The organism is Serratia sp. AXJ-M (assembly GCF_046531865.1).
Taxonomy (GTDB): Bacteria; Pseudomonadota; Gammaproteobacteria; order Enterobacterales; family Enterobacteriaceae; genus Serratia; species Serratia liquefaciens.
On record NZ_CP059394.1, the window covers coordinates 3951748 to 3965688 of the forward strand.

Sequence of the window (13941 nt, forward strand, 5' to 3'; positions counted from 1 at the left end):
TTGTCTATAAAAATGAACCCGATTATAGGGACTTTGCCGTCCCGTATTCAACGCGAATGCAGAGTTCTGCTCCCGGGTTCATAAACAAGCGGGCTAAAAAGCCCGCCGTATCGGTATAATGCTTATTTTTCCAGCAGGTTGACCGAGATGCGATTGCTCTCATCCATCATCGACGCCTTGGCGCGAATTTTGGCTTCCAACTGGTCAATCATCTGCTCGTTATCGAAACGATCTTTCTGGCGCACGCCGTCTTCGTAGAAGCCGCTCTTTTTATGGCCGCCGGTAACGCCCAGCGTGGACACCAGCGCTTCGCCCGGCCCATTGACCACGCAGCCGATAATCGAAATGTCCATCGGCGTGATGATATCTTCCAGGCGCTGTTCCAGCGCGTTCACCGTACCGATAACGTCAAACTCCTGACGTGAACAGGTCGGGCACGCGATGAAGTTAATGCCGCGAGCGCGGATACGCAGTGACTTCAGAATGTCGAAACCGACCTTAACCTCTTCCACCGGATCGGCCGCCAGCGAGATACGCAGGGTATCGCCAATGCCTTCCGACAGCAGCAGACCCAGGCCAATCGCCGACTTGACCGAACCACTGCGTGCGCCACCGGCTTCGGTAATGCCGAGATGCAGCGGCTGATCGATACGCGCCGCCAGCAGCCGGTAGGATTGCACCGCCAGGAACACATCGGAAGCCTTGACGCTGACCTTGAACTGGTCGAAGTTGAGGCGATCGAGGATATCAACGTGGCGCATGGCGGATTCAAGCAGGGCTTCCGGCGTAGGTTCACCGTACTTTTCCTGGATGTCTTTCTCCAGCGAGCCGCCGTTTACCCCGATACGGATTGGGATATTTTTATCGCGTGCGCAGTCCACAACTGAACGGATACGCGACTCGTTACCGATATTGCCCGGGTTGATACGCAGGCAGTCTACGCCGTATTCAGCCACCTGCAGCGCAATGCGGTAATCGAAGTGGATATCGGCGACCAGCGGCACGTTGACCTGTTGCTTGATCAGCTTGAATGCCTCGGCGGCATCCATGGTGGGGACTGAAACGCGGACGATATCGACGCCGACGCGCTCCAGCGCTTTAATCTGATTGACCGTGGCTTCGACATCGGTAGTACGGGTGTTAGTCATCGACTGCACAGCAATCGGCGCACCATCACCAATAGGCACATTGCCGACGTAAATTCGCGTTGATTTTCGACGGATGATGGGCGATTGGTTATGCATTACTTACTCTCCATTGTTGCTCTGACTTAACGACAATGGCCGCGCAATTACTGCGCGGCAACGGTCAGACGAGCAACACGGTTTGACTTAACAAACCGGCTTAAATCAACCGGCTTACCTTGATATTGAATCTGTACTGCGGCCGGTGCGCCAATGGTCAGTTTATAAGGCGCGGTGCCCGCCAGGCTCAGCTTACCGCCGTTCTTCTGGCTACCGCTGTACAGCGTTTTGCCGCTGGCGTCAGTCACCTGCAACCAGCAGTCGGCGGTGAAGTTCATCACCAGCGCATTAGGATCAACCGCCGGTGCAGCTACGCCCGCATCTGCCGTCGGCAACGGTGCGGTTGGCGCCGCAGGCGTTGTCTCAGGCAACGTGGTTTGGCTTGGTGAAACCACCGCAGGCTGCTGCGCGGTTGCACTGCCGGTCACGGCCGGAGTCTGTGATTGCTGTGCTGCTGCGCCCGCACCGGTGTCAACCGGTGTGGAGCCATTGTCGGCCAAAGGTGCGCTGTTGTCGGCATTGCTGTCGGTCAACGGTACGGATTGGCCTTCATTGTTTTGTGAAAGCTGGGCAGAAGATTGATCGGCCATCGTGGCGATCTCTTCCTGTTGGGCCTTGTGATTTTGCCACCACCAGGCACCGGTCAAGCCGACCACCACGAATACGATCAACCAGGTGAAGCTCATCAGCCAGCCGTCGCGTTTTTTACGGCGCTTGCCCAGAGAGAAGCTTTGCATCGGAGCCACTTTCGCGACCTTCAACGGTGCCTGCTTGGCCAGCATCGGCAGCAGTTCATCCTCTGGCAAACGCACCAGCTTGGCATAAGAGCGGATATAACCACGCACGAAGGTTGAAGCCAGGTCTGCGGACAGATTGTCTTCTTCAATATCGCGCACGGTAGACATTTTGAGGCACAGGCGTTCTGCAACGGCCTGTTGACTCAACCCGAGTTGTTCACGGGCCTGACGCAGACGTTCGCCTGTCGTCATTGATACGGTTTTATCTTGGGAGGCTTCAGTATTCATTAGCTAAGAACTGCTGGTACTGTTTGGATTGTGGAAAACTTCGCGATAACTGCTTGCCATAACGTTGCACGCTATCTTGGCGCCCGGCTAACGCGGCGAAACGAATCTGTAACCATAAGCTGTCGGCGCTGGCCGGCAGAACATGTTGATAACTATCCAATAAAAGTTGCGACTGTGCGCGCTTCCCTTCTCCAAATTGCTTTTCCGCCTCCACCAACAGTGGAGTGCCCTTGTCCGGATCGATCTTCAAAGCACGTGTTAACAAAATACGTGCCTCGTCGTTTTGTCCGGCTTTGAGAAAACAGTAACCTGCGTTTTCCAGGCTGTCGGCAACCTGACCGTAATCCGGTGCCACGGCTGCTGCGCTAAACTGCTGTTGTGCCGGTACATACTGCCCTAAACTGCAAAGAAACGCACCGTAATTATTCAGCACCGTGCCATTGTTCGGCGCAAGTTTGAGCGCCTGCTGATAACGCTGTTCAGCCGCGCTGTTCTCGCCAATCCGCTGCTCATAGAGCGCCATACCCAATTGGGTACGGTAATCCTGTGGGGCGGCGTCTGCCGCTTTCTCCAGATTCTGGCGCGCGGCGTTTAAATCGCCCTGCTTCAGATATTCCAGCCCCAGTTGCAATCGCGTCTGACCGGCTTCAGGCAGCGCGTCTTTTTCTTCCGGCGCTGAACCGGAACAACCGGCCAGTAACCCGGCCGCCAGCAACGTACCCCACAGAATCAGCTTCATGCCTGCATTCATTTCCTTGTCAGATGTTACCTTGACGTCTTTTCACATAACAGACTGTAAGATAACAAAAATCATGCTATAGGATTCAGACCGCACGCACGGTGATAGGTTCCCCGGCCATTTTCTTTTTCAGGGTACGCTTGGTGCGGTCGATCACTTCACCCGCCAGTTGCCCGCAGGCGGCATCGATATCGTCACCACGGGTTTTACGAACAATAGTCGTAAAGCCGTATTCCATCAACACTTTGGAAAAACGATCCACGCGGCTGTTGGAGCTGCGGCCGTAAGGTGCGCCCGGGAACGGGTTCCATGGGATCAGGTTGATCTTGCATGGCGTGTCCTTGAGGACTTCCGCCAGCTGGTGTGCGTCGTCGGTGCTGTCGTTGATATGATCCAGCATCACGTACTCGACCGTCACCCTGCCCTGATTGGCGTTGGATTTTTCCAGATAGCGGCGTACCGCAGCCAGGAAGGTCTCAATGTTGTATTTGCGGTTGATCGGCACGATGTCATCGCGGATCTTGTCGTTCGGCGCATGCAGCGAGATCGCCAGCGCGACGTCGATCATATCACCCAGCTTGTCCAGCGCAGGCACTACGCCCGAGGTCGACAGGGTCACGCGGCGTTTTGACAAGCCAAAACCGAAATCATCCAGCATGATTTCCATCGCCGGCACCACGTTGGTCAGGTTGAGCAAGGGCTCACCCATGCCCATCATCACCACGTTGGTGATCGGGCGCTCGCCGGTGACTTTCAGTGCACCGATGATTTTCGCCGCACGCCACACCTGGCCGATGATTTCCGACACGCGCAGGTTGCGGTTAAAGCCCTGCTGAGCGGTCGAACAGAATTTGCATTCCAGCGCGCAACCCACCTGGGAAGAAACACACAGGGTCGCACGGTCGCCGTCCGGGATATACACGGTTTCGACCTGCTGATCGCCCACCTTGATAGCCCATTTAATGGTGCCGTCGGCTGAGCGTTGTTCTTCCGCCACTTCTGGCGCACGGATTTCGGCGACGCTTTGCAATTTATTGCGCAGGACCTTGTTGATATCGGTCATCTGCTCAAAATCATCGCAGCAGTAGTGGTACATCCACTTCATCACCTGATCGGCACGGAAGGGTTTCTCGCCCATTTTGGCGAAAAACTCACGCATTTGCTGACGGTTCAGATCCAGCAGATTAATTTTGGCCACAGCCGGTTTTTCCGCGTTAACGGATTGAGTAGTCAGCGAATTATTTTCAGACACGATGTGCTCGGACGTGATGGGTTCTAACATAATTGATCTCTGGCCTCGTTGTTACACTTTATGGCGCGAAAGAGTGGAAAGTAAGTGCGTCGCTCAGCCCATAAAAATCGGGCGACGGCGCTAAAAGCGCGCCCCTGACAAGATGACTCATCAGGGGCGCGGCATTGTACAAATTTTAGTAGTAGCTTTCCACGTCTGAAAGGCATTCAGGGCATTTTTATTGTTTCAGCCAGTGAATGCCATACTTCAGCGTCGAAATGACAGCAATTAACGCGTGCAGATTTCGCTTTCGTTGAAGAAGTAAGCGATTTCGCGCTGAGCAGATTCTACTGCGTCAGAACCGTGTACGGCGTTGGCAGTGAAGCTGTCCGCGTAGTCAGCACGCAGGGTGCCGGCCAGAGCGTTGTCTGGGTTGGTTGCGCCCATGATGTCACGGTTGCGCTGTACTGCATTTTCCGCTTCCAGAACCTGAACCACGATCGGGCCAGAGGTCATGAATTCAACCAGACCATCGAAGAATGGGCGGCCTTTGTGCTCAGCGTAGAAGCCTTCGGCTTGTTCGCGAGTCAGACGCAGCATTTTGGATGCGATGATTTTGAAACCGGCACGCTCAAAGCGAGCATAGATTGCGCCGATGTCGTTGTTAGCTACAGCGTTTGGTTTAATGATGGAAAAGGTACGTTCTACGGTCATGATGGCCTCTGTATAACTTCCAAAACAGGCCGGTCTGAAAACAGGTGCCGGCCTTCTCAAGTGGCGCAGATTATATGTGTGCCGTTAACGCTTGCCTACGGGAAAATCAACATTTCATTAAAAAATTATTATCCTGATTCTTCACTTTGCGGCCCAGAGCACAGGTTGTACGAACTCATACGGACCGAGTCTCAAAACGCGCTGCCGTTACCGACCCTTCCCTGCTTCACAACGAACTGCCATGCCGATCACAGTGCGTGACACTCTGGGTTGAGTTTATGACTATATTCTTTTAAAACAAAAAGATAATAAAAATCATCCAGACTTGGCCCCGCCCATTTCGGCAGCCGCGAAACCAGCAGGAAATGATATGGCCACCATGAAAGACGTTGCCCGACGCGCTGGCGTTTCCACCGCCACCGTCAGCAGGGTGATCAACAGCACCGCTTATGTTGAACCCGTCACCCGTGAACGCGTTGAAAAAGCCATGCGCGAGTTTAACTATCATCGAAATGCCGCCGCGCTGGCGCTGGCGAAACGCAGCGGCAATATGCTGGGGTTGCTGACCGGTAACCTCGACGATCCGTTTTTCTCGCGACTGGCCCGAGGCGTGGAAGATATCACGCGCAAAGACGGTGTAAAATTGATGGTCTGCAGCGGTGGCCATCAGGCCGAACTGGAGAAAAACGGCCTGGATTTTCTGATCAATCAAGGCTGCGAATCGATTGTTGCCCACGTCACCCGCATGAGCGATGCCGATATTCTGCGCTATGCCGCCCACACTCCGGCGATGGTGGTGATCAACCGTTATTTGCCCGCCATCGCCAATCGCTGCATCTGGCTGGACAACGTAAGCGCTTCTCAGGCTGCCACCCGAATGCTCATCGAGCGCGGACACCGCAACATTGCCTGCATCACCACAGATCTGCCGATCGATGACCGCAAACAGCGTCTCGAGGGATATCGAACCGCGATGGCCGAAGCCGGGATTGCGGTGCCGGGTGACTGGATCATCAGCGTCCCCTTCAATGAGCAAGGGGGCGAAGCAGCGGCAGAGAAAATCCTCGCCAGTAAGCAGGCTTTTACCGCCGCGCTGACATTCAACGACGTAATGGCCGCCGGCATGATGCGCACCTTTCGCCAGCGGCGGATGAACCTGCCCGAAGATATCTCGATTGTCGGCTTCGATGACGTAGCCCTGGCAAAATACCTCCACCCGCCGTTGACTACCGTGCATTATCCGATTGAGAAAATGGCCCGACGCGCGGCCAATTTGGCGCTGCAACTCAATTCAGGCACCGCCGTTACGCCGCAGAACAATCGGTTTTCCGCTGAGCTGATCCTGCGGGACTCGGTGGCCTTTATGGAAAAAAATCCCCCATTTGAAGAAAACAAGGCCGCCAAGTGAGAGATCACTCACATAACGCGCCTTCATGTAATCGATTACATCGCCAATGGCCCGCGCTCACACCTCATTCACTGCAAATTCATTAGGCTTGCGTCACTTCCCCATCCTTAACCGGAGTTGTAAATGAATGACAAAAAGAAGCTCAACCTGGGGTTAGCGATGCTCCCCATTGTGGCCATGCTGTTGCTGCTTATCATAGGCTATGGCCAACTGGGTCTGCGGATCGAACCGCTGCTGCTGGCTTCCGCCGGCATTGCCGCTGCGCTGGCCTACTGGCAGGGCTATCGCTGGGACGACATCATTGATTCCATCGTCGCCAAGCTGGCCAAAGCCATGCCGGTGATTATGATATTGATTTGTGTGGGCGGGCTGATCGGCACCTGGATGTTCAGCGGTACCATTCCTTATATGGTTTATTGGGGGCTCAAACTGATCAGCCCTCAATATATCCTGATCGCCGCGTTCTTCATTACCAGCGTGATTTCCGTGTGTACCGGTACATCCTGGGGGGCAGCAGGCACCGTCGGGGTCGCGCTGATGGGCGTAGCCGCCGGGCTGGATGTGCCATTGGCCGCCGCCGCGGGCGCCGTCGTTTCCGGGGCCTATTTTGGCGACAAAATCTCCCCATTGTCTGACTCAACCAATTTCGCGGCCATCGTTGCGGACACCGACCTTTACAGCCATATCCAGCACCTGATGTATACGACGCTTCCGAGCTTCATTTTAGCGGCGGTGGTGTATCTTATTGCCGGACACACCAGCGCCGTCGGCAGCGTGGCTACACCAGAAAAAGTCACCGAGATCGTGACGGCGCTAGAGAGCCTTTATCACTTCAACCTGTTGCTAATCCTGCCCCCGGTTTTGGTGCTGTGGGGCGCGGTGACCAAACGCCCGGTGATCCCGGTCATGCTGGCAGCCTGTGCGCTGGCTATCGCCATCGGCGTACTTCTGCAGGGGTTCAGTCTGCAACAAGGCTTAAATGCGCTGATGGATGGTTTTAACCTTTCAATGTTTGCCACTCAAGGGCACGGCATCAACGGTATCGTCGAAGATGTGCCTCGCCTGCTCAACCGGGGCGGTATGTTTTCGATGATGAGCACCATCCTGCTGGTCTTCTGCGCCTTTTCCTTTGCGGGCGCATTAACCCTGACCGGGGCATTGACCGTCATCATCAATCGGCTGCTGAAAGTGGTTCACACTACCGGCCAACTGATCGCCGCAACGGTTGCAACCACCATTCTGGTCACCGGCGCCACCAGCGACGGCAAATTGGCGCTGCTGATCCCCGCTGAACTCTTCAAAGGCGCCTATCGCCGCATGGGCCTGGACAATAAAAACCTGTCGCGGACCGTAGAAGATGCAGGCACCGTCATCGAACCGTTAATTCCGTGGACCGCCGCAGGCATTTATATGGCGACCACCCTGGGGGTCAGCACGCTGGATTTACTGCCCTGGGCCATTCAATGCTACGCCGCCGTGGTATTCGCCCTGATTTACGGATTTACCGGTTTCGGCATTGCCAAGATACAGCCACAGCAAGATTTACAGCGTAAGGAAGCCTGACGTGAAACAAACCGATTTTAACCAGATCATCAACCGCCACCACACCGGCTCGGTGAAATGGGACTTTATCGACCGCTATCTGCAGCTCGATGAAACCGATCTTTTGCCGATGTGGGTGTCCGATTTTGACTTTCAGTGTCCGCTGGAAGTCCGACAGGCGCTGCATCACCGCGTTGAACACGGCATATTCGGTTACAGCGAACGCGATGACCAGTATTACCAGGCGGTGATGGATTGGTTCTCAAAACGGCATCAGTTGCCTTTGCAGCGGGAGTGGTTCACCTCCATCGAAGGCGTGGTTCCCGGTCTGGCGATCCTGATCCAACTGCTAAGCCAGCCCGGAGATCCGATCGTGATCCAGGGGCCGTACTACGGATCTTTTGCCAAGATCGTTACCCTGAACGGCAGAGAGGTGCTTGAAAATCCTTTAGCCTTCGGCCCGCAAGGCTATCAATTCGACTTCGATCATCTGGAGGCGTGTTTTGAACAGCGCAAGCCCCCGTTGCTGCTGCTGTGCAATCCGCATAACCCAACGGGCCGGTGCTGGACCCGCGACGAACTGACGCAGTTGATGACGCTGTGCAGCCGCTATGGCGTAACGGTTATCTCCGATGAAATCTGGGCCGATCTGCTGCTGCCTGGCGAGACCTTCACCTCCGTGCTGCATCTGGACGAGAGCTGGCAAGACCATGTGATTTCTGCGACTTCCGCCAGCAAGAGCTTTGGCCTGTCGTCACTGCGCATCTCAAACTTCCTGATCCCCAACGATCAAACCCGAAATGCGTTTGTCGAACGCCTCAATGCCCATGGGTTGGATGTCTTCAATGCGCTGTCGATGACCGCCGCCACGGCCGCCTATCAGCAAGGGGAAACCTGGCTTGATGCTCTGCAGCAATATCTGGCAGACAACCGGCGCTGGTTTGAACAGGCCTTAGCCTATGCCGCCCCCTGGTGCAAAATGACCCGGGCCGAAGGCACCTATCTTGCCTGGCTGGATTGTCGCGCTTTGGGCCTGGATGACAATGCGCTTCAACAGGCGCTGATCCACCAGTCAAAAATTGCTGCCTCCATGGGCGTCAGCTTTGGCGAACAGGGAAAAGGATTTATCCGCCTCAATCTCGGCTGCCCGCGTCAATATCTTGAAAGCGCCATTGCAGGGCTCGCGCGATTAAAACCGTCGCTTTGATCAGCAGGAAAAAGCAAGCGCTACCGGCAGAATGCGCGCCGGTAGCGAAAAGCAGGATTACTGGGTTTTATCGGTCGAAGGAATGATATTACGCAGCCAACTGCCCCAGCGGCGCTGGTAGAAGGGTTGGGTATGGGTGATCAGGTAATGGCTGACCCCACGCTCCTTTTCAGAGACCAGACAAAAATCTACCGGCTCGTCGTTGGGCGCAGTTTCGCTGGCAACGCTTCCTGCTTCGTTGATCAGCGCTTCAATTTCCGCCGGCTCACCGTCCACTTCCAGTCCGACCAACAGATTTGGTTTTTCGTCGACCGCCTGATCGTGCATCAGCGCCAAAAACGCACGGCGTACCGGCTTGCGTTGACTGAAAAGCGTGGTCAAGGCATCGACCATCGCCGACGGGTACTCCTCCGGCTGACCCAACAGGATCTGGGTATCCTTGTCGATATAACGTTCCGCCGGTTTGGCTACGCCACCGGTAGCCAGCAGCATTGCCACTTCTTCAGGATAAAACTCTTTGCCGTACTCGGCCTTAGGGTTGAGAAACAGATCCGCGCCCTGAGTGATTTCGAACAATACCCGCGCCGGCATGGCGATAAACGGCTGTTCGTCTTCAACGGCCTTTTGCAGCGCTTCTACCGAGCTAAAAAACGGAATGATGCTGCCGCCGTCCTGTTTTTCCCAGTGCTGAATATTCACCGGCGTATCGGCGTTCAGCGTGATGTCACCGCCATGCTGTACCTGTTCGCTGTCACCGAGGATCAACACCGTCGCGTCGAGCAACTCACGGAAAAACGCCGGACGATGGGCCGGCTCCGTCACCGCCAGCTTCAGCAGGCGTTCAAGTTCGTTTTCGCCTGTGGCGGTATCGTGATGGTGAGAACTCATGACAAACTCCAGCAATCAAATAACGGGGCCCAGCATGCTGGGCCCCGACAATAAAACGACGTTCAAGCCGCCCGCCAAGGCGGGCATGCCATTATTTGGCTTTGCTCAGCAACAGGTTGGCCAGGGCACGCACACCCAGACCGGTCGCACCGGCAGACCATTGATCCACCGCGCCCTTACGGTAAGTGGCGGAGCAGTCAATGTGCAACCAGCCTTTCTGATAATTCTGCACAAAATGCGACAGGAATGCAGCCGCGGTGCTGGCACCGGCAGTGTAGGCCGGACCGGCAATATTGTTCAGTTCAGCAAAGTTGGACGGCAGTTGGCTGCGGTGGAACTCAGCCAACGGCAGGCGCCAGAAAGGCTCTTGCTCGGCAGCCGCGCTGGTCAGCAGTTCCTGTGCCAAAGCATCATCGAAGCTGAACAACGCATGGTAATCGTTACCCACCGCGGTTTTCGCCGCACCAGTCAGGGTGGCGCAGTCGATGATCAACTCAGGGTTTTGTGCAGAAGCATCGATCAGTCCGTCAGCCAGTACCAGGCGCCCTTCCGCATCGGTGTTCATAACCTCAACGGTTTTGCCGTTACGATAACGGATGATGTCACCCAGTTTGAAGGCGTTGCCGCTAACCATGTTATCGGCGCAGCACAGATAGAGTTTCACGCGCTGTTTCAGACCACGTGCCGCCGCCAGCGCCAGTGCGCCGGTAATGGTGGCCGCCCCGCCCATATCCGCTTTCATGGAATCCATAAATGCACTTTGCTTCAGGCTGTAGCCACCGGTGTCAAAGGTGATGCCTTTGCCCACCAGGCAAGCAAATACCGGCGCTTCCGGGTTGCCGGTCGGGTTGAAGTCCAGTGCCAACAGCACCGGTGAACGATCGGAACCCCGGCCCACGGTGTGAATACCGGCGTAGTTTTGCTCGCGCAGATCTTCACCCTTGGTAATACGATAGCTGACGGCATCGCAGCCAACGTCACACATCAGATCAACCGCGCGCGTAGCCAGTTGTTCCGGCCCCAGCTCTTCCGCCGGCATATTGATGGTGTCGCGTACCCAGTCAACAATCTTCAGACGCTGTTCCAGCTCTTTGCGTTCCGCTTCCGGCAGCTCTGCCCATTCGACGCTGCGCTTGCCTTTTGGCCCGCGGAAACCTTGCCAGAACGCCCAGCTGTTCTCCAGATCCCAGCCATCGCCGGCCAGTTTGACGTTTTTGACACCTTGGCCGTCAATCTTGCGGGCAGCACGCTGGATGCCCCCCAGCTTATCGTTGCCGGTCAGGTGAATGGTCATTCCTCGATCATCAGTGCTCAGCAGCGCTTTTTCGCCCCAGCGAGCGTCGGCAGGTTGGTTCGACAGCGTTACCTGCATGAATTCAGTTGTCATAGCCTTCTTACTCCGGATTATTCTTTTATTAATCGTGTCGGATACAAAATAAACGGGCCGCCTATGGCAGCCCGTTACGCTATTTACTCCGCTTCATCTAACCAGACCAGCAGGATCGCTTCCAGTATTTTCTCATTGGAAGCCTGTGGATCGTCGTCAAAATCTTCCAGATCGCAAATCCACTGATGCATGTCGGTAAAACGTACGGTTTTCGGATCGGTATCCGGGTATTGGTCGTACAGGGCTTCGCCGATTTCACGGCTATCGGTCCACTTCAGTCCCATTATTATCTCCAGCTCTGCGCCGCGGCTAGCAATTAATGCTCACGCGCATGGTTAACGGTATAACGCGGCATTTCGACCACCAAATCTTCGTCGGCCACCAGCGCCTGGCAGCTCAGGCGGCTTTCCGGCTCCAGACCCCAGGCCTTGTCCAGCATGTCGTCTTCCAGCTCACTGCTCTCTTCAAGAGAGTCAAAGCCTTCGCGCACGATGCAGTGACAGGTGGTGCAGGCGCAGGATTTCTCGCAGGCGTGCTCAATTTCGATACCGTTGCGCAGTGCAACGTTGAGGATTGACTCCCCTTGCTCAGCTTCCAGTACCGCCCCCTCCGGGCATAAATCTTGATGGGGCAGGAAAACAATTTTAGGCATGATTAAACCTCATCCACAGAATGGCCAGCCAGCGCACGGCGAATGGAAGCATCCATGCGGCGCGCGGCAAAGTCTTGCGTTTGTGCATCTAATGTTTTTATTGCGGCTTCGATAGCGGCAGGATCGGTGCCCTGCGTCGCCTGTTGCAAAGCGTCCACCGCAGCGGCGATCGCCGTACTTTCGGCCTCGCTCAGTAAAGCAGCATCGCTTGCCAGTGCGCCCTGCAGACTTTCCAGCACCCGAGACGCCTCTACCCGCTGTTCTGCCAGTTTGCGTGCGCCAACATCGCTCTGCGCATTGGCCATCGAGTCTTTGATCATACCGGCGATTTCGGCGTCAGAAAGGCCATACGAAGGTTTAACCTGAATCGAAGCCTCAACGCCGGTGGATTTCTCCATCGCGGTAACGCTCAACAGGCCGTCGGCATCCACCTGGAAGGTGACGCGAATATGCGCGCCACCGGCAGGCAGCGGCGGTAAGCCACGCAGCGAGAAACGCGCCAGCGAGCGGCAATCCTGCACCAGCTCACGCTCACCCTGCAGCACGTGGATCATCATCGCGCTTTGGCCGTCTTTGAAAGTGGTGAATTCCTGGGCACGCGCCACCGGAATGGTGGTGTTGCGCGGGATCACTTTTTCGACCAGACCACCCATGGTTTCCAGACCCAGCGACAGCGGGATCACGTCCAGCAGCAGCATGTCGCTGTCCGGCTTGTTGCCCACCAGAATATCGGCCTGAATGGCGGCACCGATAGCGACCACTTTATCGGGATCAATCGAAGTCAGCGGCGTGCGGCCAAAAAACGCGCCTACCTGCTCACGCACCAAAGGTACGCGAGTGGAACCGCCAACCATCACCACTTCCAACACGTCTTCAGCATTGACGCCGGCGTCTTTCAGCGCACGGCGACAGGCCATCAGGGTGCGTTTAACCAGTGTGGCGATCAAAGCGTCGAACTGCGCACGCGTCACTTCGCCCTGCCAACCGGCAACTTCCACGCTCACGCTGTCGGCATCGCTCAGAGCTATCTTGGCGGCAATGGCCGCGTCCAGCAGTTGACGCTGAACCCCGTGATCGCTACGGTCGGCCACGCCGGCCTGTTCCCGCAGCCAATCGGCCAGCAGGTGGTCAAAGTCGTCGCCGCCCAACGCGGAATCGCCGCCGGTGGCCAACACTTCGAACACGCCGCGGCTCAGCCGCAGAATGGAAATATCAAAGGTGCCGCCGCCCAAATCGTAAACCGCGATGATGCCTTCCTGCCCGGAATCCAGGCCATAGGCAATCGCTGCCGCCGTAGGTTCGTTCAGCAGGCGCAGCACGTGCAGCCCGGCCAGACGCGCAGCGTCCTTGGTGCCCTGGCGCTGTGCATCGTCAAAATATGCGGGAACGGTGATCACCACGCCGTCTAAATCCCCTTCCAGCGCGGTTTGCGCACGCGCGGCAAGCGCTTTGAGGATATCGGCGGAAACGCCTACCGGGTTAACCGGTCCGGCGGCGGTCAGGATCATCGGCAAGCCGTTTTCACTGGCCTGGAACTGGTACGGCAGGTTCGGGTAACGCTGCTGTACGTCGGCCAGAGAGCGACCCATCATGCGTTTGATTGAGCTGATGGTGTTAGCGGGATCCTGTGCGGCCTGCTGGCACGCATCCCAACCGACACGCAAGGTGTCAGCCTGGTAGTGCACCACCGAGGGCAGTAAATCGCGCCCCTGAGCATCGGCCAGCGTTTCCGCCTGCCCGCTGCGCACCGTGGCGACCAGAGAGTTGGTGGTGCCTAAATCAATACCGGCAGCCAGTCGGCGCTGGTGCGGCGCGGCGCTGAGGCCGGGCTCACTAATTTGTAATAAGGCCATATTGAAGCTTCCCATATCCTTCATACTTGAAGCTGCTTGGGTGTTGGCTGC

At 56.2% G+C, this 13941-nt stretch carries 13 protein-coding genes; 3 read left to right on the plus strand and 10 right to left on the minus strand.

Going from position 1 to position 13941, the window contains the following annotated elements; translation table 11 throughout:
* Positions 1–122: 122 nt before the first annotated feature.
* From ispG to ndk, 5 genes are all read right to left on the minus strand, one after another.
* Positions 123–1244: a flavodoxin-dependent (E)-4-hydroxy-3-methylbut-2-enyl-diphosphate synthase gene (ispG, locus tag H0S68_RS18455; protein WP_020828152.1), complete on the minus strand. Its 1122-nt coding sequence runs from the start codon at positions 1242–1244 to the stop codon at positions 123–125.
* Positions 1245–1291: 47 nt separating this feature from the next.
* A complete protein-coding gene (gene rodZ / locus H0S68_RS18460; RefSeq protein ID WP_020828153.1) occupies positions 1292–2269 on the minus strand; it encodes a cytoskeleton protein RodZ in 978 nt (325 codons plus the stop codon).
* Positions 2259–3008 (minus strand): type IV pilus biogenesis/stability protein PilW, encoded by a 750-nt coding sequence (gene pilW / locus H0S68_RS18465; RefSeq protein ID WP_046372902.1) that lies wholly within the window; start codon positions 3006–3008, stop codon positions 2259–2261. Before pilW ends, rodZ begins: the two co-directional genes overlap by 11 nt.
* 85 nt (positions 3009–3093) lie before the next feature.
* Positions 3094–4290 carry a bifunctional tRNA (adenosine(37)-C2)-methyltransferase TrmG/ribosomal RNA large subunit methyltransferase RlmN gene (locus H0S68_RS18470; protein ID WP_020828155.1) on the minus strand — a complete coding sequence of 399 codons (1197 nt, stop codon included), beginning with the start codon at positions 4288–4290 and terminating at the stop codon, positions 3094–3096.
* Between the two features lie 237 nt (positions 4291–4527).
* Entirely contained in the window at positions 4528–4953 is a 426-nt protein-coding gene (ndk, locus tag H0S68_RS18475) for a nucleoside-diphosphate kinase (RefSeq protein WP_410528906.1), read from the minus strand.
* A 370-nt stretch (positions 4954–5323) separates the two neighbouring features.
* Between ndk and H0S68_RS18480 the strand changes: the two genes are divergently transcribed.
* The 3 genes from H0S68_RS18480 to H0S68_RS18490 all read left to right on the plus strand — a co-directional run bounded on the left by H0S68_RS18480 (position 5324) and on the right by H0S68_RS18490 (position 9110).
* The gene (locus H0S68_RS18480) at positions 5324–6361 is read left to right on the plus strand and encodes a LacI family DNA-binding transcriptional regulator (RefSeq protein ID WP_046372901.1); all 1038 of its coding nucleotides are present in this window, start codon (positions 5324–5326) and stop codon (positions 6359–6361) included.
* 123 nt (positions 6362–6484) lie between these two features.
* Positions 6485–7924, plus strand: a complete 1440-nt coding sequence (gene nhaC / locus H0S68_RS18485) for a Na+/H+ antiporter NhaC (protein WP_020828157.1) — start codon at positions 6485–6487, stop codon at positions 7922–7924.
* A 1-nt stretch (position 7925) separates the two neighbouring features.
* Positions 7926–9110, plus strand: a complete 1185-nt coding sequence (locus H0S68_RS18490; RefSeq protein ID WP_128865085.1) for a MalY/PatB family protein — start codon at positions 7926–7928, stop codon at positions 9108–9110.
* Positions 9111–9167: 57 nt separating this feature from the next.
* On the opposite strand, the gene sseB is transcribed toward H0S68_RS18490, so the two are convergent.
* The 5 genes from sseB to hscA form a co-directional block, all read right to left on the minus strand.
* Positions 9168–9998 carry an enhanced serine sensitivity protein SseB gene (gene sseB / locus H0S68_RS18495; RefSeq protein WP_020828159.1) on the minus strand — a complete coding sequence of 277 codons (831 nt, stop codon included), beginning with the start codon at positions 9996–9998 and terminating at the stop codon, positions 9168–9170.
* Positions 9999–10089: 91 nt separating this feature from the next.
* Positions 10090–11385, minus strand: a complete 1296-nt coding sequence (pepB, locus tag H0S68_RS18500) for an aminopeptidase PepB (RefSeq protein WP_044554573.1) — start codon at positions 11383–11385, stop codon at positions 10090–10092.
* A gap of 83 nt (positions 11386–11468) precedes the next feature.
* Entirely contained in the window at positions 11469–11669 is a 201-nt protein-coding gene (gene iscX / locus H0S68_RS18505; RefSeq protein ID WP_020828161.1) for a Fe-S cluster assembly protein IscX, read from the minus strand.
* Positions 11670–11701: 32 nt separating this feature from the next.
* The gene (gene fdx, locus H0S68_RS18510) at positions 11702–12037 is read right to left on the minus strand and encodes an ISC system 2Fe-2S type ferredoxin (protein WP_004952086.1); all 336 of its coding nucleotides are present in this window, start codon (positions 12035–12037) and stop codon (positions 11702–11704) included.
* Between the two features lie 2 nt (positions 12038–12039).
* A complete protein-coding gene (gene hscA / locus H0S68_RS18515) occupies positions 12040–13890 on the minus strand; it encodes a Fe-S protein assembly chaperone HscA (RefSeq protein ID WP_410528907.1) in 1851 nt (616 codons plus the stop codon).
* Positions 13891–13941 lie beyond the last annotated feature (51 nt).